The sequence below is a fragment of the bacterium genome (genome assembly GCA_004322275.1).
Classification (GTDB): domain Bacteria; phylum Desulfobacterota; class Deferrisomatia; order Deferrisomatales; family BM512; genus SCTA01.
The window spans coordinates 20,348-43,935 of the sequence record SCTA01000021.1 but is presented as its reverse complement, the minus strand read 5'-3'; the positions used below and the strand labels follow the sequence as shown (position 1 = coordinate 43,935).

Annotated in this window: 24 protein-coding genes; 8 read left to right on the top strand and 16 right to left on the bottom strand. The window is 59.0% G+C overall.

The window, feature by feature from the left end; all coding sequences use genetic code 11:
• Positions 1–271 precede the first annotated feature (271 nt).
• The gene (locus tag EPN96_06825; GenBank protein TAL17086.1) at positions 272–1,144 is read right to left on the bottom strand and encodes a sigma-70 family RNA polymerase sigma factor; all 873 of its coding nucleotides are present in this window, start codon (positions 1,142–1,144) and stop codon (positions 272–274) included.
• Between the two features lie 210 nt (positions 1,145–1,354).
• Here EPN96_06825 and speB point away from each other — a divergent pair, with 210 nt between their 5' ends.
• The gene (gene speB / locus EPN96_06820) at positions 1,355–2,260 is read left to right on the top strand and encodes an agmatinase (protein TAL17085.1); all 906 of its coding nucleotides are present in this window, start codon (positions 1,355–1,357) and stop codon (positions 2,258–2,260) included.
• 14 nt (positions 2,261–2,274) lie between these two features.
• Here speB and EPN96_06815 read toward each other — a convergent pair whose 3' ends face one another.
• Positions 2,275–3,348, bottom strand: a complete 1,074-nt coding sequence (locus tag EPN96_06815) for a hypothetical protein (GenBank protein TAL17084.1) — start codon at positions 3,346–3,348, stop codon at positions 2,275–2,277.
• 232 nt (positions 3,349–3,580) lie between these two features.
• On the opposite strand from EPN96_06815, the gene EPN96_06810 reads away from it, so the two are divergent.
• The 7 genes from EPN96_06810 to EPN96_06780 all read left to right on the top strand — a co-directional run bounded on the left by EPN96_06810 (position 3,581) and on the right by EPN96_06780 (position 8,883).
• Positions 3,581–4,138 (top strand): porin family protein, encoded by a 558-nt coding sequence (locus EPN96_06810; GenBank protein TAL17083.1) that lies wholly within the window; start codon positions 3,581–3,583, stop codon positions 4,136–4,138.
• Positions 4,139–4,269: 131 nt separating this feature from the next.
• Positions 4,270–4,479, top strand: a complete 210-nt coding sequence (locus EPN96_06805; GenBank protein ID TAL17082.1) for a 4Fe-4S dicluster domain-containing protein — start codon at positions 4,270–4,272, stop codon at positions 4,477–4,479.
• Complete coding sequence (locus EPN96_06800; GenBank protein TAL17081.1) at positions 4,479–5,618, top strand: 2-oxoacid:acceptor oxidoreductase subunit alpha; 1,140 nt, start codon at positions 4,479–4,481, stop codon at positions 5,616–5,618. Before EPN96_06805 ends, EPN96_06800 begins: the two co-directional genes overlap by 1 nt.
• Complete coding sequence (locus EPN96_06795) at positions 5,615–6,448, top strand: 2-oxoacid:ferredoxin oxidoreductase subunit beta (GenBank protein ID TAL17080.1); 834 nt, start codon at positions 5,615–5,617, stop codon at positions 6,446–6,448. Before EPN96_06800 ends, EPN96_06795 begins: the two co-directional genes overlap by 4 nt.
• On the top strand, positions 6,445–7,011 hold the full coding sequence (locus tag EPN96_06790; protein TAL17079.1) for a 2-oxoacid:ferredoxin oxidoreductase subunit gamma: 567 nt from the start codon (positions 6,445–6,447) through the stop codon (positions 7,009–7,011). The genes EPN96_06795 and EPN96_06790 overlap by 4 nt, the downstream gene beginning before the upstream one ends.
• Entirely contained in the window at positions 7,008–7,532 is a 525-nt protein-coding gene (locus EPN96_06785) for a DUF4359 domain-containing protein (GenBank protein ID TAL17078.1), read from the top strand. Before EPN96_06790 ends, EPN96_06785 begins: the two co-directional genes overlap by 4 nt.
• A 976-nt stretch (positions 7,533–8,508) precedes the next feature.
• On the top strand, positions 8,509–8,883 hold the full coding sequence (locus tag EPN96_06780; GenBank protein ID TAL17077.1) for an NYN domain-containing protein: 375 nt from the start codon (positions 8,509–8,511) through the stop codon (positions 8,881–8,883).
• A gap of 206 nt (positions 8,884–9,089) precedes the next feature.
• On the opposite strand, the gene EPN96_06775 is transcribed toward EPN96_06780, so the two are convergent.
• The 14 genes from EPN96_06775 to EPN96_06710 all read right to left on the bottom strand — a co-directional run bounded on the left by EPN96_06775 (position 9,090) and on the right by EPN96_06710 (position 23,419).
• The gene (locus EPN96_06775) at positions 9,090–11,423 is read right to left on the bottom strand and encodes a 4Fe-4S dicluster domain-containing protein (protein ID TAL17076.1); all 2,334 of its coding nucleotides are present in this window, start codon (positions 11,421–11,423) and stop codon (positions 9,090–9,092) included.
• 26 nt (positions 11,424–11,449) lie between these two features.
• A complete protein-coding gene (locus EPN96_06770) occupies positions 11,450–13,105 on the bottom strand; it encodes a 4Fe-4S dicluster domain-containing protein (GenBank protein ID TAL17075.1) in 1,656 nt (551 codons plus the stop codon).
• Positions 13,060–14,208: a glutamate synthase gene (locus EPN96_06765; protein TAL17074.1), complete on the bottom strand. Its 1,149-nt coding sequence runs from the start codon at positions 14,206–14,208 to the stop codon at positions 13,060–13,062. The genes EPN96_06770 and EPN96_06765 overlap by 46 nt, the downstream gene beginning before the upstream one ends.
• Positions 14,209–14,540: 332 nt before the next feature.
• Positions 14,541–14,849, bottom strand: coding sequence for a cupin domain-containing protein (locus EPN96_06760; protein ID TAL17073.1), 309 nt, complete (start codon positions 14,847–14,849; stop codon positions 14,541–14,543).
• 183 nt (positions 14,850–15,032) lie between these two features.
• The gene (locus tag EPN96_06755; GenBank protein ID TAL17118.1) at positions 15,033–15,353 is read right to left on the bottom strand and encodes a phosphoribosyl-ATP diphosphatase; all 321 of its coding nucleotides are present in this window, start codon (positions 15,351–15,353) and stop codon (positions 15,033–15,035) included.
• A 3-nt stretch (positions 15,354–15,356) separates the two neighbouring features.
• A complete protein-coding gene (gene hisF / locus EPN96_06750) occupies positions 15,357–16,136 on the bottom strand; it encodes an imidazole glycerol phosphate synthase subunit HisF (GenBank protein ID TAL17072.1) in 780 nt (259 codons plus the stop codon).
• Positions 16,136–16,873, bottom strand: a complete 738-nt coding sequence (gene hisA, locus EPN96_06745; protein TAL17071.1) for a 1-(5-phosphoribosyl)-5-[(5-phosphoribosylamino)methylideneamino]imidazole-4-carboxamide isomerase — start codon at positions 16,871–16,873, stop codon at positions 16,136–16,138. The genes hisF and hisA overlap by 1 nt, the downstream gene beginning before the upstream one ends.
• Complete coding sequence (gene hisH / locus EPN96_06740) at positions 16,870–17,517, bottom strand: imidazole glycerol phosphate synthase subunit HisH (protein TAL17070.1); 648 nt, start codon at positions 17,515–17,517, stop codon at positions 16,870–16,872. Before hisH ends, hisA begins: the two co-directional genes overlap by 4 nt.
• On the bottom strand, positions 17,514–18,098 hold the full coding sequence (gene hisB, locus EPN96_06735; GenBank protein ID TAL17069.1) for an imidazoleglycerol-phosphate dehydratase HisB: 585 nt from the start codon (positions 18,096–18,098) through the stop codon (positions 17,514–17,516). The genes hisH and hisB overlap by 4 nt, the downstream gene beginning before the upstream one ends.
• Positions 18,099–18,487: 389 nt before the next feature.
• On the bottom strand, positions 18,488–19,777 hold the full coding sequence (gene hisD, locus EPN96_06730; protein ID TAL17068.1) for a histidinol dehydrogenase: 1,290 nt from the start codon (positions 19,775–19,777) through the stop codon (positions 18,488–18,490).
• The gene (locus tag EPN96_06725) at positions 19,774–20,418 is read right to left on the bottom strand and encodes an ATP phosphoribosyltransferase (protein TAL17067.1); all 645 of its coding nucleotides are present in this window, start codon (positions 20,416–20,418) and stop codon (positions 19,774–19,776) included. Before EPN96_06725 ends, hisD begins: the two co-directional genes overlap by 4 nt.
• Entirely contained in the window at positions 20,415–21,677 is a 1,263-nt protein-coding gene (gene murA, locus EPN96_06720) for a UDP-N-acetylglucosamine 1-carboxyvinyltransferase (GenBank protein TAL17117.1), read from the bottom strand. Before murA ends, EPN96_06725 begins: the two co-directional genes overlap by 4 nt.
• A gap of 107 nt (positions 21,678–21,784) precedes the next feature.
• On the bottom strand, positions 21,785–23,071 hold the full coding sequence (locus EPN96_06715; GenBank protein ID TAL17066.1) for a DUF2029 domain-containing protein: 1,287 nt from the start codon (positions 23,069–23,071) through the stop codon (positions 21,785–21,787).
• A gap of 15 nt (positions 23,072–23,086) precedes the next feature.
• Positions 23,087–23,419 (bottom strand): cupin domain-containing protein, encoded by a 333-nt coding sequence (locus EPN96_06710; GenBank protein ID TAL17065.1) that lies wholly within the window; start codon positions 23,417–23,419, stop codon positions 23,087–23,089.
• Positions 23,420–23,588: the final 169 nt, after the last annotated feature.

The window sequence follows — 23,588 nt, the reverse complement described above, 5'->3', positions numbered from 1 at the left end:
CAATGTAACTCACATTGGGCGATTTGGCAAGCGGGCAGCCCGGACTTCGGGCAAAAAAATGGAGTCACTTGCTACGGCGTTTCCGCAACAGTGACCCCTAAGGAGGGGAGGAAATGGGGGTTCCGGTTATTACCGTCCGGAGCCGGTTTTTGCTTTTTTTACCCTCGCCGGAGCCAGTGCGGGCTGCGGGGAGGGGAGTGAATCCAGTATCTTTCTGATGATTTCTTTTATCTTTTCAACCATGTCGAATCCGGGGCTCGCAGTAGTTTTCTTACCCGTCGAGGCGCTCAGCCTTAAGCGCCCGGGTCAGATTCACGAAAGCCTTTCTTTCTATCTGGCGGATGCGCTCGCGGGTGACGCCGAGTTCTTCGCCTACCTCTTTTAAAGTCATCGAGGTGTGTTCGCCGATGCCGAAGCGCATCTCAAGAACCGTTCTTTCCCTCTCGTCGAGTCTTCCGAGGGCCTTTTTCAGAAGCTCCGTCCTCTCGCTCTGGTAGATATCCTTGAAGGGGTCGGGCGAATCAGGGTCGGAGAGGGTCTCTTTCACGCTGAGGTCGCCGTCCAGATCGATGGCGCTGTCCAGCGAGCAGATCGACTGCCTCACCCAGCGGAGTTTGGCCACGTAGCCCGGCTTCATGCCGCAATCCAAGGCTATTTCGTCGTCGGTGGGCTCTCTCCCGAGGGATATTTCGAGCCTTTTGTGGACGCGGAGCATCTTGTCGAGATGCTCAAGGACATGCACCGGCACGCGGATGGTCGAGGTCTGCTTGTGCAGGGCTCTCTCTATGGCCTGACGTATCCACCAGGCTCCGTAGGTGGAGAACCTGCATTCCTTTTCAGCCTTGAAGCGCTCGACGCCGCGCATGAGGCCGATATTGCCCTCTTCGATAAGGTCCAGAAAGGAAAGGCCCCTGTTAAGGTAGGCCTTGGCTATCTTCACCACGAGGCGAAGGTTGGATTTTATCATCCTCTCGCGGGCGGCCTCGTCGCCCTTCGCGATCAGATAGGACAACTCTATTTCTTCCTCGGGGGTCAGCAGAGGAGTCTTCCTCACTTCCCGGAGGTAAGCGGCTATGAGGTTTGAACCCTTCGCGCTGGCGTCTTCTCGCTCGCCCCTGTTTATCGTCGCGGATTGGGAGAACATATTTGCTCCTTCCACCCGTTGGCGATTGCCCGTTCGGGTTAATTATTACCTGACGAGTATATATTAAAAACGAATTATGACTTTGTCAACCCGCATTAGCCATTTGTGAAAATTATACTTTACTCTTTTGATAGTAGAACCGTAAGGCCACGGGAAGTGCGCTGTGGATATAGCTGGCGGTTTTTGCTATACCTTCAACATAACCATTAGATGCATGGAAGGCGTGAAATGATACATTTTCAGTCGCATTTTCAGTCGCCCCTCGAAGAGGCCGATCTCGTCATCGTCCCGCTCCCCTACGACGGCACCACTTCTTTCCTCGCCGGGACGGCGAAAGGGCCGGAGGCGATTATCGGGGCCTCGGACCAGCTTGAGGATATGGAGGAGGAGCTTTCGTGGCGTCCTCTTTACGAGCTTCGCGTCCACTCCCTTCCACCGGTCCGCCCCTCCTCGCCCTCCGAAACCCCGGAGGAGTATCTTAAAAAAATCGAGGAGGCGCTTGCGCCGGTGCCCGAAAGCGCCGTCCTGCTCGGCATCGGGGGCGAGCACTCGGTTTCCGTTCCGCTTGTCAAAAACCGTCTTCGCCCCGGCGATACCTTCATAGTCATAGACGCTCATCCCGACCTTCGGGATTACTACGGCGAGTCCGGCCACAGCCACGCCTGCGCCTCCCGCCGGGTCCACTCGGCGGGGATGAACCTCATCCAGATAGCTCTCGGGACGATCTCCCCCGAGGAGAGGGAGTTTTTGAAAAGCGCCGGGAGAATAGAGCAGTTCTGGGCCTGGGAACTGGAAAAACCGGAAAATTTCGCGCGGCTTTTAAAGCGGCTCGGCGAAGTGGAGGGCAACGTCTACCTCTCGCTGGACGCCGACGGCCTTTCCCTTTCCTACATGCCGGGAGTGGGCACGCCGATACCCGGAGGCCTCGAATGGGGGCGGCTGATGGAGGTTTTGCGCGCCGTTTTCGGGAACGCGAAGGCAAACGTGCGCGGCTTTGACCTTGTCGAGGCGATGCCGCTTGAATCAAGCGTCATCACCGAGTTTTCAGCCGCCAAAATAATCCAGAAGATGATTTCGTTCAGGTGGGGAATGAAAAAACTGCTGCGCGACGTTTAAATAATATTCTGGAGCTATTGTTGTACCGGCGGGGTTCCGATCTCCATCGAGGGGGGTTCCAGCCCTTCTTCAGACATTTTGCCCTCGTCGGAAAGCTTCTTTGAGAAGATAAGGTCGAGCCGGACCGCCAGAAACGCCTCCGGCCTGAAGTCCAGTTCTCTTTTCCAGGAAAAACCGGGGCCTACGCCTGCGTAAACCCAGTTCTTGTAAAGCTTGTGGCGAAGTTCGGCGGAAATTACGTAGGCGTTTGTCCTTACGTAGCCGTCGCCTTCACCGTTTAGTCTGGCGTTGTAAGCCAGCACGTCGATCTCGCTCATCCGCTGGAAAACCCCCAGCCCGCCGTCCCAGCGGTAGCCGGGTTCTTTCCATTTCCAGGTCGCCCCCGCCGAAGGGCGGAAAAGAAGGCCGTCTCCCCCCGGTATGTCCCAGTACAGGCGCAGTTTGTTTACGTAGCCCTCAACTGCGTACCAGTAGGCTTTTTCGTCTATGGTTATCCGGCCCGCGTTTTCGGGATGCCAACGCCGCCGAAGGTCGAAGCGCACGAAAGCGTCGGGAGGAATCTTCGTCTTGATGCCGCCCCGGATGGCCGCCCTCCACTGTGAGGTTTCCACAAAAATCCCTTCGAGCGCGGCCGCGAACCCCGAGACCTTTTCCACGGGAATCAGGTCTCCGTCAAGGGCCGTATCCTTCGACTCCACCTCCTCTTCCGCGTCGCTCTGTAAAACGAGGTTCAGCCTCTCCTGGGTGCGGGGCAAGACCAGGCGGGCGCGGACGGAGGATTCGCTCTTGACCCCGCCGTACTGGGAAAAAACGGTCCTGGTTCCCGCCTGTATGAGCGATCCGGTGTTGCCTTCGTAGGCTTCCTCGCCGCCGAGGAAGGTATCGAGCCAGAGCGCGGTTTTTTCTATGCTTTCGGAGAGAAAGACGTGGGTATAGTCGCCGACTCCCCGGACCGGGGCCAAAATTACGTCTTCCCCGGCCCTGGCGGGCGCGGGCGAGAGGAAAAGCTGCGTTTCCACGGAAAGGACGAGGAAGGCGAAGAGGAGCCATGATTTCGGCGAAGAGTCGCTGCTTTTATGAAAAATCATAGCCTTACTTTACCCCCTCGCCGCTCTTCAAACAACCCGGCTCCGCGCAAATCAAAAAAAACCGGCCACAGTAGAGTAAACCCTGAGCCTGAGGACTCCGGAGCATAATTTGACACCCTTTCTTGTGCCCTGTAACATTTGGTTTTATAATTGCAACATTCTATAACCCCCCGGTTTACTACTGGGGATTTTGCCTTCGCGTCACAGCGAGGGCGCTTCGGAGGGAACAGAAATGAAGAAGATGAACGTACTTGCGGCTCTCGTCGTAGCCACCGTAGTCAGCGCCCCCGTCTTCGCCGCCGATATGGGCATGGGAGTCTTTACCTCCCCCTATGCGGGAGCCACCATCAATTTCCAGACCATCGAGGCCGACGAAGGCGGCGACGATGTAAATCCGATGGCGATCACTCTCGTGGGCGGCGCTTTCGTTCACCAGTACGTGGCCCTTGAAGCCCGCCTCGGCTTCGGCATCGTGGACGACTCCATTGACGTTGGAGGCACCGACGTCGACATCATCAACGACATCAACTACGGCATCTACGCCCGTGGCGTCTACACCGTCGACAACTTCATGCCCTACATCCTCCTCGGTTTCACCTCCGCCGAGGTAACGGCCGACGCCGGCGCCTTCGGCGAAGACTCCGAGACCAATTCCAGCCTCTCCTTCGGCCTCGGTCTTGACTACAAGTTCATGGACAACCTCGCCGCCAACCTCGAATATGCTCAGCTCGTGAACGGCGACGACTTCGATCTTTCCGCCATCAGCCTTGGCGTCAAGTACCTCTTCTAAATAAATCAGGGGTCAAGCTAAAGGGCCGGGAGAAGTCCCGGCCCTTTCTTCGTTTTGAAACCCTCCGGTTGCCCCTTTCCCGCAGTAATGTATATTGTATGTTAAGTACTGGATTCTCAGGAGAAAAGCGGATGGAACAGGGGCAGGCGGTGAGAAAAGTTCTCTTCTACAGGGATTTTTGCAAACGGTGCGGGCTCTGCTCGGCCTTTTGCCCCCAGAAGATAATTCTTCGCGACGTCGAAGGGTATCCGTACGCAGTCGATTTTTCAAAGTGCATCGGGTGCCGGAGCTGCGAGCTTCATTGCCCCGATTTCGCCATCTGCGTAGAGGAGGAGGGCTGATGGAAGGTCCGCAGGCAGTGCTTCTCCAGGGAAACGAGGCGGTGGCCAGGGGGGCGCTCTACGCGGGCATGTCCTTCTTCGCGGGCTACCCGATAACCCCTTCCACCGAAATCGCGGAGCTTCTTTCCGGTCTTCTTCCCGAAGAGGGCGGAGTCTTCATCCAGATGGAAGACGAGATCGCCTCCCTCGGGGCCTGTCTCGGCGCTTCTCTGGCCGGGGCGAAGGCGATGACGGCTACCTCGGGGCCGGGGTTCTCCCTCATGCAGGAGCTTATAGGCTTCGGCAGCGGGGCCGAGATTCCCGTGGTGATAGTGGACGTGATGCGGCTGGGGCCCTCTACCGGCGTTCCCACCTCTCCCTCTCAGGGAGATGTGATGCAGGCCCGCTGGGGAACCCACGGCGACCACCCCATCATAGCGCTCACCGCCGATTCGGTGGCCGAGTGTTTCGAGATGACGGTGCGGGCCTTCAATTTTTCGGAACTCTACCGGGTTCCGGTGATACTCCTCATCGACGAGATAATAGGCCACCTGCGGGAGAAGGTCACCCTTCCCGCCGCCGGAGAACTCGCCGTGAAAAACCGCGCTGCGCCCGAGATGCCGCCGGAGTGGTACGAACCCTACGCCGGAGCCTCGAACGGGGTGCCGCCGATGTCCGCCCTCGGCGGAGGTTACCGCCACAACGTCACCGGCCTTCTTCACGACAAAATGGGGCTTCCAACCTCCGACCCGGAAGTTATCCGCGCCTCCACCGACAGGCTCTTCGACAAGATGCGGCGAGGCTTCGGGGATATCTGCCTCACCGAAGAGTACCTTTGCGACGACGCGGAGACCATCCTCATCTCCTACGGGTCGCCCGCGCGTTCGGCGCGGGAGGCGGTGGATGCGCTCAGGGCCGAGGGGATGAAGGCCGGTCTTCTGAAGCTGAAAACGCTCTGGCCCTTTCCGAGGGCGGCGCTTGAGCGCTTCGCCGGAAAGGCGCAGAGGATGGTGGTCTGTGAGATGAACCGGGGGCAGGTCTACCGGGAGACGCTTCGGGTGGGGCGCGGAAGGTGGGAGGTCGGAAAGGTTCTCGCCCCCTACGGCGAGCTCTTTACGCCGGAGAAAATCGCGCGGGCGGTCAGGGGAGGCGGGAAATGAACACCCTTCCGAACCGCCTCATCCTGCAAAAATACCTTCGCCACAACGTCCACTTTCCCCACATCTGGTGTCCGGGGTGCGGCAACGGCATCTTCCTCGGGGCGCTCCTTCGCGCCATCGAGAGGACTGGATATCACCGCGACCAGATAGTTCTCGTCGGCGGGATAGGGTGCATAGGCCGGGCCACCTCCTATGTGGATTTCAACACCGTCCACACCGCGCACGGGCGGGCGCTCCCCTTCGCCACGGGGATCAAGGCCGCGAACCCCGCCCTCAAGGTCATCGCGATAATGGGTGACGGCGACGCCGTGGCCATAGGGGGCAACCACCTCATCCACGCCTGCCGGAGAAACATCGACGTGACTGCCCTCGTGGTAAATAATTTCAACTACGGCATGACCGGCGGCCAGATGTCGCCCACCACCCCGGAAGGGGCGAGGACGCCTACCTCGCCGGGAGGCTCCATAGAGGAGCCCTTCCACATCGCGGACCTCGCCGCCTGCGCCGGGGCCTCCTTCAGCGCCAGGGCGACCACCTTCCACGTGCGCGAGATGGAATCCCTTATCTTCAAGGCGCTCTCCCGCGACGGCTTTTCTATGGTGGAGGTAATCTCCTCCTGCCCCGCCCATTACGGCGCCAACAACGGGGCGAAAACCCCGGTGGAGATGATGCGGTGGCAAAAGGAATACTCCGTACCGGTTGACAAGGCTGCGGCGCTGTCCCCCGAAGAGAGAAAAAAGATGATAATCACCGGGATTATCGCCGAGCGCGAGGTCCCCGGCTGGACTGAAAAATACCGGGCGACGCTCGACGGGAAGAGGGAGAAATGAGGCTTGAATTTCGCCTTGCGGGCTTTGGAGGGCAGGGCCTCGTGACCGCCGGTGTAATCCTCGCCGAAGCGGCGGTGGAGGAGTGGAACCACGTCCTTTGCTCGCAGTCCTACGGCCCTGAGACGAGGGGAGGGACGAGCCGGGTGGACGTGATACTCTCCGACAGCCCGATTCACTTTCCAAAGACGCGAAAAATAGATATCCTGCTGGCCATGACACAGAGCGCCTGCGACAACTGCTACCGCGACCTGAAGGAAGGCGGAATACTCATCCTGGATTCCGGCCTCGTAGCCACGCCGCCGCAGGGGCCCGCCTACAGGATCCCCATAACCGAGCTCTCCAGAAGCCACTTCGGAGGGCAGGCCCCGCCGAATCTGGTCGCCCTCGGCGCACTTATCTCCATCGCAAACCCTGTGGACCCTGAGAGCGTAATGGCGGGAATGGCAAAGCACCTGTCTCCGAAGGCCTACGATCAGGGACTTGTCGCCTTCGCCGTCGGACTCGAAGCCGGAAAGAACGCCGTGCCCACGCCGGTGGCCGCCCTTGCCGAGGCCGACCTTTGAACGCTCAGCCGAAGAAAAGGCCTTCGGGGAAGAAGAAGGACGGCCTCTCGCAGAAGCTCATGCGCCGCCTGCCCTATCAGGTAGTGGACCTTTTCACCGATGTAATGGAGCTTTACGACAAGAAGAGAGTGCTTACGAAGCGGGAGAAATTCGTTTTGGCGGGGTTCGGGGTGTTGCTCCTCATCGGGATGTTCTCCAACCCCTCCGAAGAGGACTACAAAAAGCACCTCAACATGAAAATTTCTCAAAAGCTCAATACGGGCGAGATAAAGGAACGCTTTTTCAACAAGGTCCTCTATAAAAAGATAATCGACGACGTTGAAAACAGCATCGACCGTACCAATCTGCTCTTTTTCAGCGTCTACAGCGCCTCAGTGTCGCTCTACAGCAAGGAAATTCCCGACTTCGACACCACTTCGATAGGTTTCATGGGAAATTTTTTCCAGACCAGCCTGAACATCTCCTCCCCCCTTGAGGAATCCCTCCGCCCGCCGAGAAAGAACGGCAAAGCCGGGCAATAACTCTGTTCCTACTTTCCGTCTCTTGTAATCCAGAATGTAGGGCGGGCTAGGCCCGCCAATCTACAGCTTGCGAGGCTTTGCCTCGCGCTCCTTGGTACTTCTTTTAGCTGTGTAGGTCGTGATTGAGCGAAGCGAAAATCCGACAAAACACTAATGTAGTTCTATAGTTGTGGGGCTCCGCCCCACTCCCCACGGCACTTTTTTTAGAAAAAAGTGCCCAAAAAATCGGCCCGGACCCGTCGCTCGCTCTACGAGCGACCACTTCGTTCCGGCTGGGCCGTACGGGTCACCCACTTCGCTTCGCTCCGTTAAGACCCCGCGCCGGCCCGACGCCTACACTCGTTGCGCCGCGTACGGGCCACGAAGAGGAGACGAAAAGAAGGCTCGTCCAAAACGGGGTAATGAAATGTTTTTGGACTCGAAGGTAATTTGTTTACAGCTATCAAAAAGCACCTCCGAACGAGCGGAGGAACAGTCTTTTTTCCTTTTATGGGGATCGCTATGCTCCACCCATCCGCGGCTTCGGGGTCAAGGAGCAAAGGGAGGGAGGCTGCGGATATAAGGCATACGTTCAAACAAATTACCTTTAAACACTCAGGAAATTTTATTGTTGTTTCATTATGAAACAATGGTATACTTCATGCAAAGTTCACCACCGTTCTCAATAGGACGGTGGAGAGTGTCTTCTCCAGCATTCACAGAGGATGTTGGAAAGTATTTTTGATAATGCTTGGAAAAGGGCCTTTACGGCCCTTTTCCTCTTTCTGGCTTCGGGAGGGCTTGACATGGATCGTTCGGCCATTTTCATTGACGGAGCTTATCTTGACAAACTTCTTTGCAATGAGTTTAGGGGGGCACGCCTAGATATGCAAGCCTTCGCTAGACACCTAGCGAACGGCACCGAAATTCTGCGTTCTTACTATTACACTGCCCACCTTACCAAGGAAATCCGCCAACCGAAGAAGAACGGGCTAGAGTGGCCTCGAGCGACAAATATTTTAATGCACTATCAAGGTTATCTCGCTACCAAGTACGTCTTGGCAAACTGGCCTTTCGCGGTACAACAGTTGGGGGCCAACCAATATTTGTGCAAAAGCGCGTAGATATTATGCTTGGTGTGGATATGGTTCAACTTGCTGCAACGAGGCAAATTACGCGAGCTGTATTACTTGCAGGTGACAGTGATTTTGTTCCTGCAATTGAGGCCGTAAAGCAGCATGGTGTACTGACTGTCCTTTGGCATGGCCCAATTAGATCTGGTCAAAAAAATACAGTACATAAAGAGCTGTGGGATGCGTGTGATGATAGGTTTGAGATAGATGGCGACATGATCTCAAAACTGTGTCGGTAATCTAAATTTGTAATGCTATGAAAACTACCAAAAAAGGCGGCTCCTTTCGGAACCGCCTTCTCTTGTTTATCGAGGAATTTTAAAAAGCGTCGCGAGAAGCCCCGGTTTCAAGGAGCCGCGCAGCGAGAGGGCGAGGCAGTAGCGGGACTACGCCGAGACCCGCGCCCGAGAAACGACGCTGCCATTCGCCGAAAGAGGAGCCGTAATCAGTCGTTGTCGAACATAGACCATATCCCGCACGGGCAGACGCCAGCGCAAAACCCGCACCCGATGCACTTTTCGGGGTCTACTTCGTAGCTGTAGCCGCCGCCGGGGAGATCGACGCGGGAGATGGCGTAGAAGTAGCAGGATTCCTCGCAGATTCCGCAGTCGCGGCAGGAGCCGCAGCTCATGCACTTGCCAGCTTCCTTGTCGCAGGTTTTCCCGTTTTTGGACCTTTCGCGCTCGTACCACTGGAATTTGAGCTTTTCGTAGGGGATTACTGTCTTGTCGTCGGTCTCGAACTCGGTCTTGGAGATCATCGAGTGGACGTAGCGTGCCGCCTTTACGCCCGCGCCTATGGCGTTTGTGATGAGGCCGGGGCGGGTCACGTCGCCCACCGCGAAGACCTTTGGATCGGTGGTCTGGCCTATCGGGTCTACCCTTACGTGGCCGCGTTCGAGGTCGATCTCTTTGGGGAGGTATTCAAGCTCCGGCGTCTCGCCGATGGAGATGATGGCGAGATCGGCGGGCAGCGAGGTGCCGTCCTTGAAGTGAATCGTCTTCGTGGCGTTGTCGTAGCGGTCGGTGAACTTGGGGTAGAGTATCTTCGCACCGCGTTCCGCCGCCATCTTCTGCTCTTTGCCGAAGGAGGCGGGTTTCTGGATGTCTACGGCGGTGACGGTCTTCGCGCCCTGGTTGAAGGCCTCGACGCAGATGTCCATGCCGACGTTGCCCGCGCCGATTACGACCACGTTCTTGCCGGTGAGATCGCGGCTGAGGCCCGAGGTTATCTCCTTCAAAAAGACTATGCCTGGGAGGACGTGCTCGTAGCCGGGGAAGGGTATCGTCCTCGGGGCGTGGCTTCCCGTGGCGAGGATTACGGCGTCGCTCTTCTTGTAAATCTCCTTGTAGAGCTTGTCGTCCACCTTTACGCCGGTTTTTATCTCTATCCCGAGGGACTTGAACCTCTCCATCTCCGCTTCGAGGACTTCGGCGGGGAGGCGCTCCTCCGGGATGCAGTAGTATATCTTGCCGCCGAGTTTCGCCTCGCGCTCGTAGAGGGTGACGGAGTAGCCGCTTAGGGAGAGCTGCCAGGCGGCGGAGAGACCGGCTGGGCCGCCGCCGATGATGGAGATGACGCCGGGCCGTTTCGGCTCCTTTTTCGGGGCGGGGCGGTTTATGGAGATTCTCCCCAGCATGGAAACGTCAACCGGGTCCTTGAGGAAGACGGTGCGCGAGCAGGCGTCCATGCAGATGTTCGGACAGACGTAGCCGCAGACGGTTCCGGGGAAGGGGGAGTATTTGAGGACAAGGTCCTGCGCTTCCTCTTCCTTGTTTTCGCGGATGAGGCGGGTGCGCTCGTGGGTGGGTATCCCCGTCGGGCAGTTGAAGGCGCACGGCGGAGAGTATTTCTCGTTTTCCCACTTCGGCACCGCGCGGCGGTTGTCGCCGGTGGTTATGTAGGGGAGGTTCGTCCTCTCGTGGATGATGTAATCGCCGAAGATGCCGCCCTGTCCTACGGCCTTCTCCCAGGTTCCGGTGCGGAACTGCGAGAGGCTCATCCCCTTTTTCCTGGCTTTCGCGTTCTCGGCGGGGGTGAGGGCGACTACCTTGCGCCACTCCTCCCTGCTGCGGGTGAGCCCCTGATAGAAGCTCATCCTGTCTATCGCCGAGAGGTAGGGCTTCATGTTTTCGGTGAGCCATTCCCAGTCGGCGTCGGTCAGTTCGGTGACGCGGGCGTCGGACTGGCTCACTCCCTCGGCAGGGCCGCGGAAGTAGATGGCGCCGCCGACCATGCCCACGCAAGAGCGGTAGCCGAGGATGTTCGAGGGGTTGCGCGGATTCACGCCGCACACCACCGAGATGCCGCCCGCCTTGAACTCCGCGAAGGAGTCGCCCACGTCGCGGAAATACCACGACTGGATAGGCTCGAAGCGGGGGTTGAACTTGGTGAGGGTGTCGCAGCGCGCGCCGCCGCCGCCCTGCACGTAGAGCTTGCCCTGCGCGCCCGCGTTGTGCGCGCCGTTGGCAACGTCTCCGAGGACGGTTATCGTCGCGCCGCAGTTTATCCAGCCCACGTCGTCGGAACCGGTGGAGTGGACGGTTATCTTCGTCCCCTCCATCCCCATTCCGCCGATGCGCTGGCCGGGAACGCCGAAAACCTCTACCTCGACGCCGCCCTCGACGGGCCAGATGCGGCCGCCGATGCCGTGCTGGCCGTCGGCCGTAATCTTAAGCGTTCTCGTCCCCTCCTTAACCGCCGTCTGGATGCGGATGTCGAGTTCCCTGGAGGTGACGCGGTGGCCTGCTTCAGTTCCTTTTATCTCTTTTGTCTGCATGGGTTTGTATGTTCTCCTCGCCGGCCCTAGCAGGCGTAGCTGATTCCGAGACGCTCCGCAATGGCCTGGTCAGCCACGGAGAGACCGTCGGACATGCCGATGGGAAGTTCGGTGGACCTGCCCATCGGAGCGAAGATCTTTTTCAGTTCCTTGTCGGCGGAGAGGAAGATATCCACCACCCTCTGGGCGACCACGTCGGGATCGAGCCTTCGGTAGAGCTTCGGATCCTGGGTGGTTATGCCGCGCGGGCACTTGCCGGTGTTGCAGATGTTGCAGCGGTTGCGCTCGTCGCCGAGGCACCCCGCCGTGGCCTGCATAACGTACTTGCCGCTGTCCACGCCGGAAGCGCCGAGCATGATCAGCGAAGCTGCGTTCGCCGCGAGATTGCCGTGCTTGCCGACGCCGCCCGCCGCGAAGATAGGCAATTCGTTCTGCGCCCCCAGCTTGACGAGGTTGAGGTAGCACTCGCGGAGGTTGGAGGCTATCGGGTGGCCCATCTTGTCGAGGGAGACGTTGTAGGCCGCGCCGGTGCCGCCGTCCTCGCCGTCGATGCCCAGCGCCGCCGCGAAGGGGTTTCTGGCGAGGTTGTTGAGCACCGCCAGCGCCGTCTTGGTGCCGGAGATCTTCGGGTAGACCGGGACCCTGAATCCCCAGGCCATCGACATCGCCGTTATCATCTTCGCCACCGCTTCCTCGATGGAGTACTTGGTCTGGTGGGTGGGCGGAGAGGAGAGTTCGACGAACTCGGGGACGCCGCGAATCTTGGCGATGTGGCCGATGACCTTCGAGGCCATGAGAAGGCCGCCGTCGCCCGGCTTCGCGCCCTGCCCATACTTGATCTCGATGGCCGCGGGGTCGCACTGCATGTGGGGTATCGCGCGGATTATCTCGTCCCACCCGAAGTAGCCCGAGGCTATCTGGAGGATGAAGTACTTGAGGAAGGGGCTCTTCAAAAGGCGCGCGGGCATGCCGCCCTCGCCGGTGCACATCACTACGGGGATTTTCTCCACCTCGTTCAGGTAGGCTATGCCCATCGCGAGCCCCTCCCACATCGTCGGGGAAAGAGCGCCGATGGACATGCCGCCGATGCGGATGGGGAATATCTCCCTCACCGGGGGAACGAAGGCCATCCCTTCGGGGATGAGGCCGTCGCCGGAGAGCTTCAGGGGAAGCTTTTCCGGGGGAAGGTTCCTGCCGAGGAGGGTGCGTACGCGAAATTCGTGGCGGGCCGCGTCGAGAGCCGGGTCGGTGAGCATCGAGATACGGGTGAACTTGAGCCTGTCGAGCACCGAGACGTCCGGGTCGTTTCTCCTGCCGCCGCGCTTGTAGGGCTCTCCGCCCCTGTTGGCGTGCCAGAAGAACTTGTTGGCCGGGTTGTAGACCGGTTCGATGGCGTCGTTGGGGCAGACCAGCCGGCAGGTAGCGCAGCCGATGCACCTCCTCTCCACGATGGTGGACTGCTTTACGACGCTTACCACCTTGCGGATCGACGCGGGAGCCGGGGTAGACCCGGCGGATTCGACGATACGGCGCTCCTCCACACCCGGCTCGATAGCCTTCACCGGGCATACGGAGGTGCAACGTCCGCAGCGCAGACACCTGTCCTGACGCCAGGTTATGACGTAGGGCAGATCGTTTAAGATAAGCTGATGATTGACGTCGAGCCGTCCAGCTGATTCCATACCTCTATCTCCTTGGCGCCCGGCCTTACCATAACGAAATCATACTTCATCGGATACACGTCCCTGTCGGAATCCCGGCCGGGAATCGCGCTGCCTATGCCGCAAGGCTCGCTCATGAAGCCGACCTTGCCCTTTACTCCGCCGACGACGCCGGGCCGGAGCTTCTTTGTGTCCTGAACCATGAAAACCGTGCCGTCCGCGTCGCAGCCTATAACGCAGTTGGGGCCGTCGATGGTGAGCATGCGAAGGCTGCGGCGCATGAGTCGAAGCGCCTCCGCGTCCTTGCGCCTGCCGGTTTCGGTTTCGGCCAGCGGGGTAATCACGTCCTTGTAGTAATGAAGAGGGTAGCCCAGAGTCCTTCTTGAGTAGTGCAGGATGTGGGCGAAGACCTCGGAGTCGGAGTTGTAGCCGACGTAGGCGGGGTTGCCCCTGCTCTCAAGGTACTGGCGAATCGGAACGAAGGCGGTGTTCTCACCGTTCGTCATCGTGAAAAACCCCTGGATGAAGAAGGGGTGGCAGGCGTAGAGGTTGATGGCGTAGTTGGTGTTCTGCCTGCCCTGCGAGAAGATCGTCTTCGCCATTATCGGGTGTTTGTCCAGCCCGAAGAACTCGCCGACCTCAAGGGGGTCGCCCACTTCCTTGAGGGTGACCACGTCCGGCCAGAAGCTGAAGACGGTAATCGGCGGGTTGACCTTGTCCCTCTCGCCTATGGCGCGAAGCTCAAGCCTCGTCGCGGTGAGAAGGGCTTCCTTCTCGGCCTGGGTCGCGCTCTCGAAACTCTCGGGGTACTCGTAGGCGTTCACCAGGTAGCGGTCGCGTTTCTGGATCTTCATGCCGGGGGTGAGCTTTATCTGGGGCTCCCAGCGGTATTTCACGCGAAAGCCCTTCTCCTGCATGTAGTCCTGAAGCGTGAGGTACCCTTGATGGGTTGTTATGGCCGAAAGAATCGGATACTCGCGTAGCGCCTCGAACTCGCCGCCGAGGGAACGCATCATAAGGCCGAGTCCCGAACCGTCGTGGCCTTCCTTCATCGTCTCCAGCGCGAGTATCGGCTCCATCGGGGAGATATACTCGGCTGAGATGATTGCGCTCAAACGACACATATTTTCTGGCTCCCTGGTTTAAGGAAATTATTCATTTTAAAAACGAAAGCTTACCACAACGCCACAGACACGGTTTTCCGGCGTTCCGGCAGGCCAGTTATTTGCAATCGCCGTGCCCGGCGAGCAAAAGATTCATAAGCTATTGTAATTACAGGGAAACAGCGTGAAAAGCGCTGAAACCGGGAAAACAGCCTGCCTAAATAACGTACACAGAGGCATTTCCCGAAGCGGCGCTTCCTGTGGAAACCTCAGTAATTATTACAATAATAATCATTGCCCAGCTTTTGGGCAATCGAAAAAACCCTTGAATTTGTTACTTTTTTGTAACTCGCTTAGTGGTCCCCGGCGCTGACGGAGACGAAAACCAGGTCGGTTTCGGCCCTCATGCCGTGCGGTTCGCCTTCGGGGGCGAAAATTATCTGCCCGGCGGCCACCTTGTGCTCGCCCTTGTCGTTCAGATAGTACCCCGTCCCCTCTTCGACTACCCAGACGTGGTCGCCCTCGTGGATGTGGGGGTGTATGTCCTGCCCTTTTTTTAGGCACCAGACGGTGACGCGGGCATGCGTGCCGGAGGAGGCGAGGTTCTTGCCCGGCCCGGTGTCGGAGAAATTCGATATATCTTTTATATTCTTGATGTCCATCTAGCTTCCCCTGAAAATTTAAGGTTGGTATGCAAAAATTGTCGTTTTTTTAGATCCTTCCGGCAAACTATTTCGGTGAATGGCGAGGAGTCCGCAGGGCGCGCGGTCGAAGGCAGTATCGTTTATACGCCGAGACCCGTGCCCGAGAAACGACGAAGCCATTAGCCGAAAGAGGAAGCCGGGTTACTTTTTGCGCGAATTCTTTTCCTCTATCCCCGAGATTCCGAACCTCCTGTGCAGCTCCGCTTCAACCTCTTCCGGCGAAATCCCCCGCGAGCCGAGGAGGACGAGGCAGTGGAAGACCAGATCGGCCATTTCGCATACCAGGGCTTTTTCGTCGCCCGATTTCGCGGCGAGAATCACCTCTACCGCCTCTTCGCCGACCTTCTGGAGTATCTTGTCCTCGCCTTTTTCCAACAGCTTGCAGACGTAGGAGTTCTCCTTCGGGTTCGCCTTGCGCTCCTCGATGATCCCGTAGATGGCGTCGATGACGTTTGGCTTCATCACTTACTGACCTCTCACCATGCGCACGCTGACTCCCCGGGCGCGGAGCTTTTCCTTCACCTCGCCCACGGTGGTCTCGCGGAAGTGGAAGATGGAGGCCGCAAGCGCCGCGTCGGCCATCCCCGCCGTCAGCGCCTTGACCATGTGCTCGGCGTTTCCGGCCCCGCCCGAGGCGATTACCGGTATCTCGACGGAGCGCGAGACCGTCGCGGTGAGGGGAATGTCGAATCCGTCCTTGGTGCCGTCGCAGTCCATGGAGGTGAGAAGTATCTCGCCCGCCCCCAGCTCCATCATCTTAACCGCCCACTTTACCGCGTCGATCCCCGTCGGGTTTCTGCCGCCGTGGGTGTAAACCTCCCAGCCGTCTTCGGGGCACTCGCCGCGCCTTTTGGCGTCTATGGCGACGACGATGCACTGCGAGCCGAACTTGAGCGAGGCCTCGCGGACGAAATCGGGCCGGTGGACGGCGGCAGTGTTTATCGAGACCTTGTCGGCCCCCGCGAGGAGGAGCTTTCTCACGTCGGCTATCTCGCGGACTCCTCCGCCCACGGTGAGCGGCATGAAGACGCACTCGGCGGTCATGCGCACAACGTCGATTATTATGTCGCGCGCGTCGCTGGAGGCGGTTATGTCGAGGAAGGTCAGTTCGTCCGCGCCCTGAGCGTCGTAAAGCTTCGCGGCTTCGACAGGGTCGCCCGCGTCGCGCAGGTTCACGAAGTTGGTTCCCTTCACCACGCGCCCCGCGTTCACGTCCAGACAGGGAATTATTCTCTTGGCGAGCATCAGGAAACTTTGCCTTTCTTCGTGAGGGCTATCGCGGCGGCGAGGTCGAGGGTTCCCTCGTAGATCGCCCTGCCGGTGATTACTCCGGTTATTCCGTCTTTCTCGTAGGGAAGGAGGTTTTCGATGTCGGTTATGTCGTTCACGCCGCCGGAGGCTATCACCTGCCCCCTTACGCTGCGGGCGAATTCGGCGGTGGCCTTTACGTTCACCCCGGTCTGCATCCCGTCGCGCTCGATGTCGGTGAAGATGAACCCCGCCGCGCCCTCGTCGCTGAGCACTTTCGCGAGGTCGATGGCGCTGGTCTTCGATACGTCCGCCCAGCCGCGCACCGCCACCATCCCGCCCCGCGCGTCTATTCCGACCAGTATCTTGCCGGGATGGAGCTTGGAGAGCGAGCCCACGAGAGCGGGGTTTTCCAGAGCAGCCGTGCCGAGGATGACGAAATCCAGCCCCTCGTCCAGCAGGCGGCTGGCGGTGGCCTCGTCACGGATTCCTCCGCCGAGGTCCAGCTCAATGTCCACGGCCTTTCGTATGGCGCGTATCGCTTCGAGGTTCTCCGGCTTGCCGGAGAAAGCCCCGTCGAGGTCTACGATGTGGAGGCGCTCCGCCCCTGCGGCAACCCACCTGCGGGCGGTGTCGGCGGGGCTGGCGGAGTAGACGGTGTTGTCCTCCATCCTCCCCTGACGAAGGCGCACGCACTGTCCGCCCTTGAGATCGATCGCGGGAATTACAATCATGTTATTGAAACCTTTGCCTTCTCCCAGAAGGCTTTCAATATGGAAAGCCCCACCTTCTGGCTCTTCTCGGGGTGAAACTGGCAGGCGAAGAGGTTCCCCCTCGCCACGCTTGAGGCGAACTCCACCCCGTGGGTGGTGGTTGTCGCGATGATCTCCCTTTCCTCAGGTACCGGGAAGTAGGAGTGGACGAAGTAGACGAAATCGCCGTCCTGAACGTCCTTCAGCACGTCAACGTCCTTGATTTTTTTCAGGCTGTTCCACCCCATGTGCGGAACCTTGAGCGGCTGGCCTTTAAGCTCCATCTCGTGGGGGAAGCGCACCACTCTCCCCTTGAAGACGCCGAAGCCGGGGGTTGTGCCGTGCTCCTCGCTCTCCTCGAAGAGAAGCTGATAGCCGACGCAGATGCCGAGAAAGGGCACGTCTTCGTAAATTTTCTGTATCACGAGGTCGAGAAGGCCGAAGTGCTCCAGCTTCGTAATGCAGTCGCGGAAGGCCCCCTGACCCGGCAGCACCACCGCCCCCGCCTCTCTAATGAGGCCGGGGTCGCGGGTGAGGACGGCGGGCGCGCCCACCGATTCCAGCGCTTTGTGGACGGAATGGAGATTCCCCGAATCGTAATCGACTATCACTACCGGTCGGCTCATAGATTTCCCTTGGTGGAAGGCACGCCGGTGCGGCGCGGGTCTTTTTCCGTCGCCTGCCGCAGCGCCCTCGCGAAAGCCTTGAAGATAGCCTCTATTATATGGTGGGCGTTTCTGCCCTCCGAGGCCTTTACGTGGAGGGTGAACTTCGAGGCGCGGACGAAAGCCTCGAAAAACTCGCGGAAAAGCTCGGTGTCCATCGTCCCGACCTTGCCGAAAGAGAGGGTGTCATCGTAGGTGAGGTGCGCCCGCCCGGAAAGGTCCACAACGACGGTCGCGAGCGCCTCGTCCATCGGCACCACTCCGTGACCGTAGCGGTTTATCCCCTCGCGAAGGCCGAGGGCGTCCGAGAAGACCGTCCCGAGAGTTATCCCCACGTCCTCCACGGTGTGGTGGAGGTCGATGTGGGTGTCGCCGAGCGCCTCGATCTTCAGGTCGAAGAGGCCGTGGGCGGAAAGCTGAGCCAGCATGTGGTCGAGAAACCCGATGCCGGTGTCGATTTCGTGCGCCCCGGTACCGTCGATGTCGAGGGAGACCTTGACCCGCGTTTCCTTGGTGGAGCGTTCCAGTTCGGCTCTTCTCATTTTTCACCTTTCATAAACTACAGCCCACAAATAATCCCGTCATTCCCGCGAATGCGGGAATCCAGAGACTTTTGTGTGCTTCGCACTTTTACGCCTGGCGGGGCTCTGCCCCGCACCCCGTGGCACTTCTTTTAGAAAGAAGTGCCCAAGAAATCGGCCCGGAAGGAGCCGCTCGCTCTTCGAGCGACCGGTCGCTACGGCGGGGGCGTGAGGGGGCACCCGTTCGCTGCGCTCACTAAGACCCCCCCGCCGCCCTTTCCGCCTCCGCTCCCTGCGTCACCTACGGGCCACGAAGGGAGACGAAAAGCCTTCGTCATTCCCGCGAATGCGGGAATCCAGCGGCTTTAATATCGTGTGGTGCGTTACGCCGCTTGCGCGGCTAACACACCCTACTTTTTTACCCGTATCTCGACGGCCTTGGCGTGGGCGTCGAGACCTTCCATATTCGCGATGTGCATCACCGTTCCCGCGATCTTTTCCAGCGCGGGCTTCGAGTAGCAGATGAGGCTGGAGCGCTTGATGAAATCCTCGACTCCCAGCGGGGAGGAGAAGCGCGCGGTTCCAGCCGTGGGAAGGACGTGGTTCGGCCCCGCCGCGTAGTCGCCCAGCGCCTCGGGCGTGTTGTGCCCGAGGAAGATAGCTCCCGCGTGGCGGATAAGCCCCAGAATCTCGAAGGGATTATCCACCGCGAGTTCAAGGTGCTCGGAAGCGAAATCGTTGGCAAGTTCACAGGCCTTCTCGATCGTATCAACAACAAAGATTGCCCCCCTTTTGTCCCAACTCTTTTGGGCTATCTCCTGCCGGTCGAGGAGCGCCAATTGTCTTTCGACTTCTTTGGATACAGCGCTGGCGAACTTCTCGCTTGTCGTTACGAGTGCAGAGGTCGCCATCTCGTCGTGCTCGGCTTGCGAGAGCAGGTCTGCAGCAATGTGCGCGGGGTCGCCGGAGCCGTCGTTGACTATGAAGATTTCGCTCGGTCCCGCGATCATGTCTATATCCACCTTGCCGAAAACCATCTGTTTGGCAACGGCGACATAGATATTGCCGGGTCCAACGATTTTATCCACGGGTTCAATAGTCTCTGTGCCGTAGGCCAGCGCGGCTATTGCCTGGGCACCGCCGACGCGGTAAACCTCGTCAACCCCACAGAGGTGCGCCGCCGCCTGCACATGGTGGTTTACGACCCCATTCGGCGTCGGGCTGACCATTACGATTCGCTTTACCCCCGCGACTTTCGCGGGAATGGCGTTCATAAGCACAGAAGAGGGGTAGCTCGCCTTGCCGCCGGGTACATAGAGGCCGACGGAATCGAGCGGTGTTACTCTCTGACCAAGAATTACTCCGTCTTCCTCGGAAACCCAGCTTTGCTGAACCTGCTTCTCGTGAAAGGACTCAATGCGTTCTTTAGCAAGATGAAGCGCCTTGCGATCTGCCTCCGGGATTTTGTTATAGCTCGCTTCAAGCTCCTCTTTGGAAGCCATCATGGGCTTATCGGAATTATCGAATTCCTTGGTGTATGAAAGCAATGCGTTGTTTCCATTGTTGCAAATTTCAATAATTATGTTTCTAACAATAGATTCAATTTGAAAGTGGTTCCTATCATCCTGCTTTCTAAGACAAGTTATATTGAAAAATAAATGGAAATCCTTATCTGTACGATGAATTACCTTTTTTCTCATTTCTTCTCCGCCAAGACTTTCTGCAAGCCCTCGACGAGGGCGATGACAGCTTCGGTTCTCGTCTTCATCGAGGCGCGGTTGACGATGAGCCTCGAAGTAGATTCCATTATCGTTTCTATCTCGCGCATCCCGTTCTGCCGCAGCGTCTCGCCGGTGGAAACCAGATCGACTATGCAGTCGGCGAGGCCGGTGAGGGGCGCAAGCTCGATGGAGCCGTAGAGTTTTATCACCTCCACCTGCACGCCCTTGGTGCGGAAGTGGGCTTCGGCGAGGTGAGGGTACTTGGTGGCGACCCGAAGGTGCGCTCCGTCGCGCGGCTGCATCTCGAAGCCGCCGACAGGGCCCGCCACGGCCAGACGGCAGTAGCCGAGGCCGAGGTCGAGCGGCTCGTAGACGTCGGGCTCCTCTTCCAGCAGCACGTCTTTGCCCACCACGCCGATGTCCGCCGCGCCGTGCTCGACGTAGGTCAATACGTCCTGCGAGCGGACGACCAGCACCCGGCACGCGGGGAGGTCGAAGACCAGCTTTCGCGAATCGTCGAGGATGTCGCGGCACTTAACCCCCGCGCCCTCGAAAAGATCGACGATATCCAGCAGCATCCTGCCCTTGGGCAGGGCCATAGTCAAGCGCGCCTGGGTCATTTCGCTTCGCTTACCCTTCTGATCTTCGCGCCGATGGCGGAAAGCTTCTCTTCTATGCGCTCGTAGCCCCTGTCGAGGTGGTAGACACGGGAGACGGTGGTCTCTCCCTCGGCGGCGAGGGCCGCGAGTACGAGGGCCGCGCTGGCGCGAAGGTCCGTCGCCATCACCTTCGCCCCGGAGAGCTTCTTCACCCCGCGTATCACCGCGCTTCCGCGCTCCAGGCGGATATCCGCCCCCATGCGCTGCAGCTCCGGAACGTGCATGTAGCGGTTCTCGAAGATGCGCTCTGAGATAACGCTCATCCCGTCGCCCAGGGCCATGAGCGCCATGAACTGCGCCTGCATGTCGGTGGGAAAGCCGGGGAAGGGGCTCGTCACCACGTCCACGGATTTTATCCTGCGGCTGCCCACCACCGAAACCGCGCCGCCGGGGAGGGGGGTTATCCTCACGCCGGTCTCGGTGAGCTTGTCGGCCAGCGCGTCGAGGTGCTCCAGCCTGCCGCCGGTGATGGTAACGTCGCCGCCGGTAATCGCCGAGGCTATCATGAAGGTGCCCATCTCTATTCGGTCGCCCACCGGGTCGTAGGAGAAGGGACTCAGCTCGTCAACGCCCTCGACCGTCATCAGCGAGGCGCCGATGCCCTCTATCTTAGCCCCCATCGAGACGAGGCAGTGGGCGAGGTCGGAAACCTCCGGCTCGCGGGCGCAGTTTTCGAGCACCGTCGTCCCCTTCGCGAGGACCGCCGCCATGAGGAGGTTTTCCGTGCCCGTCACCGTCACCATGTCGAAGACGATGTGGCCGCCGCGAAGGCGGCTTGCAGAGACCTTTACGTAGCCGTGCTCAAGCTCCACCTTCGCGCCGAGCTTTTCCAGCCCCTTCAGGTGCTGGTCTATCGGCCTCGCGCCGATGGCGCAGCCGCCCGGCAGCGAAACCCTCGCCTCGCCGTAGCGTCCCACGAGCGGCCCGAGGACGAGCACCGAGGCGCGCATCGTCTTCACCAGTTCGTAGGGAGCGTCGAGGTTTGTTATGTTCTTGGTGTCGATGGAGAGCCCCGCCCCCTCGGCCGACACGACCGCGCCCTGATGGGAAAGAAGCCGCCCGAGGGTGCGCACGTCGGCGAGTTTGGGGGAGCGCCTTAGCGTACTCGTCCCTTTGGCGAGGAGGCTCGCCGTCATGAGGGGCAGCACCGCGTTTTTGGCGGGGCTCACCCCTATCGAACCCTTGAGGGGGAAACCCCCTTCGATAACTATTGAATCCAGCGCAAATCCTCCGGAAGGAAGCAAACTTTAAAAAAACTATAATATAACGAAATCGGCCGCCCAAAGAAGAGGGGAAGGAGGATTGCGGAGAAAAAAAGCGAAAGGCGCTACTCTTCCCGGCCGGTTTCCGCTTCGTCCGGTGTAAAGAGCCTCTGGGAGCCGAGCACAAAGAGGAGGAGAGTCCCTCCCCAGGTCAAGGCGAAGTTGACCATCATCGGGGGCTTGGGAACCAGTTCCATCGGGACCGTAGTAAGAGCCAGAAATCCGGCGAGGCTTGCGGCGGTCAGCCACCATTTTTCCCGCTTTTGCCACACGGGGCTGAAAAGGAGCAAAACAAGCGGCAGCACAAGGACGAAGTAGTGGAGCCAGGCCAGCTTCGCGCAGAGGAGATAGGCCGCGAGGCCGAGCGACGCCACCTGCAAATCGGCTAAAAACGACGCCTTTCCGTCCCTGTCCGTTTCCCTCGCCAGAAGCCCCAGCCGGTAGATCCGGTAGCCCGTTAAGAGGAGTCCGGCCGCCAGCGCGGGCAGGGCGAAATCCTTGCCCGTCAGGTAATTGAGCATGCTTGAGAAAGACAGGTTGTAGCTGGTGAAAGGCGTATTTAAGTAGGAAAAATCCTTAATCATCGAGAGCCAGTCGAGCCAAACTCCGGGGTAGCCGAAATAGAGAGCCCCTATCGCCAGCCCTGCCGCGATTCCCGCCAGGCTTCCGGCAACCTCGATCTTAAGTTCGCCCCACTGTCGGCGGACTATTCGCGAAAAAATCAGAAAGGCGGGGACAAGGGCCAGGGAAGGTTTTATCAGGACCCCGAACCAGAGGATGAAACCCGCGAGAAAACTCCATCGCTTGCCGCCCAGCGACAGCGAGAAGAGCGCCAGAGCGAAGAATCCCAACTGGAAGCGGCTGAAATTGTTGTTTAAGTAATCACTGAAAAACGGATTGAAGACAAGCAGAACAAAAATCAGCAGCGTGAGGGAATAAGCGGCGTCGAAGCCGAACAGACGCAGGAGCAGCAGCATCCCCCCGACGAAAAACACAGTCGAGAACAGGCCGAAGCGGCCCTGGTCAAGAGAATAATTCCCTAAGGTTATTGGCGCTATGACGGCGTAGATCAGGGGAGTCTGTACGTTTCTGAGCTGCGACCTGGTACGCAGGGAAAAGACCGCATCCGAATCGACCCCGTATGCCGGGTCCTTGTAAAAGGAATTGATTTTCCGCTCGCCTGTTTCCGAATAAAAATCCCCGCCGCCGAGTTTGTCCACGTACTGAACACCCGCCCAGTAACCGGTGTAGTCCGTCCCTCCGGAGGTAGTACGGCCCGGGCGGATCCTGTCCGATACGAGCAGGCTGGCCGCGATAAGCAGGAGTATCGTCATGAGGGGAAGTTTTTTCAAGGCGCCGCTCCGGAATTACCCGCCCGCAGGCAGAAAATCTTCTCTCACAGGGGAGAAGACCTCTATGGCGACGGAATCTTTCAGTATCTTCGCGCCGTGCTCCACGTTTCCTGGAATGCACCAGCTGTCGCCGGGATTCACCTCGAAGGTTTCGCCACCGATGTCGAGGAGAAGCGCCCCGGAGACCAGATAACCGATCTGCTCGTGAGGGTGGGCGTGGGCTGGCAGAATTTCGCCGCCCGTGAGAAGGAATTCGGCCAGAAGGGTCTTTTCGCCGTAGGTCAGGGTCTTCAGCGAAACCCCCTTCATCGCCCCCCGGTATCCGGTTTCGTCTCTTTTATAGAACATTTGATTTCTCCGTCGCCATAATTTTGTCTTCGCACCTTTTTAACGGTCGCGGGCGGCTATGGCAACTTTAAAGTTGCCGGAAAGAGGCTGCGGAAAATACAATCACAGCCATGCCAGCCAAACCGCCCTCTAAAAACTACACCTGCAACGATTACCGGGAGGAGATGCG

Coding starts and splice junctions, on each gene's coding strand:
- EPN96_06825 (TAL17086.1), bottom strand. CDS start 1,144: ATGTTCTCCCAATCCGCGACGATAAACAGGGGCGAGCGAGAAGACGCC.
- speB (TAL17085.1), top strand. CDS start 1,355: ATGCATGGAAGGCGTGAAATGATACATTTTCAGTCGCATTTTCAGTCG.
- EPN96_06815 (TAL17084.1), bottom strand. CDS start 3,348: ATGATTTTTCATAAAAGCAGCGACTCTTCGCCGAAATCATGGCTCCTC.
- EPN96_06810 (TAL17083.1), top strand. CDS start 3,581: ATGAAGAAGATGAACGTACTTGCGGCTCTCGTCGTAGCCACCGTAGTC.
- EPN96_06805 (TAL17082.1), top strand. CDS start 4,270: ATGGAACAGGGGCAGGCGGTGAGAAAAGTTCTCTTCTACAGGGATTTT.
- EPN96_06800 (TAL17081.1), top strand. CDS start 4,479: ATGGAAGGTCCGCAGGCAGTGCTTCTCCAGGGAAACGAGGCGGTGGCC.
- EPN96_06795 (TAL17080.1), top strand. CDS start 5,615: ATGAACACCCTTCCGAACCGCCTCATCCTGCAAAAATACCTTCGCCAC.
- EPN96_06790 (TAL17079.1), top strand. CDS start 6,445: ATGAGGCTTGAATTTCGCCTTGCGGGCTTTGGAGGGCAGGGCCTCGTG.
- EPN96_06775 (TAL17076.1), bottom strand. CDS start 11,423: ATGCAGACAAAAGAGATAAAAGGAACTGAAGCAGGCCACCGCGTCACC.
- EPN96_06770 (TAL17075.1), bottom strand. CDS start 13,105: ATGGAATCAGCTGGACGGCTCGACGTCAATCATCAGCTTATCTTAAAC.
- EPN96_06765 (TAL17074.1), bottom strand. CDS start 14,208: ATGTGTCGTTTGAGCGCAATCATCTCAGCCGAGTATATCTCCCCGATG.
- EPN96_06760 (TAL17073.1), bottom strand. CDS start 14,849: ATGGACATCAAGAATATAAAAGATATATCGAATTTCTCCGACACCGGG.
- EPN96_06755 (TAL17118.1), bottom strand. CDS start 15,353: ATGAAGCCAAACGTCATCGACGCCATCTACGGGATCATCGAGGAGCGC.
- hisF (TAL17072.1), bottom strand. CDS start 16,136: ATGCTCGCCAAGAGAATAATTCCCTGTCTGGACGTGAACGCGGGGCGC.
- hisA (TAL17071.1), bottom strand. CDS start 16,873: ATGATTGTAATTCCCGCGATCGATCTCAAGGGCGGACAGTGCGTGCGC.
- hisH (TAL17070.1), bottom strand. CDS start 17,517: ATGAGCCGACCGGTAGTGATAGTCGATTACGATTCGGGGAATCTCCAT.
- hisB (TAL17069.1), bottom strand. CDS start 18,098: ATGAGAAGAGCCGAACTGGAACGCTCCACCAAGGAAACGCGGGTCAAG.
- hisD (TAL17068.1), bottom strand. CDS start 19,777: ATGAGAAAAAAGGTAATTCATCGTACAGATAAGGATTTCCATTTATTT.
- EPN96_06725 (TAL17067.1), bottom strand. CDS start 20,418: ATGACCCAGGCGCGCTTGACTATGGCCCTGCCCAAGGGCAGGATGCTG.
- EPN96_06710 (TAL17065.1), bottom strand. CDS start 23,419: ATGTTCTATAAAAGAGACGAAACCGGATACCGGGGGGCGATGAAGGGG.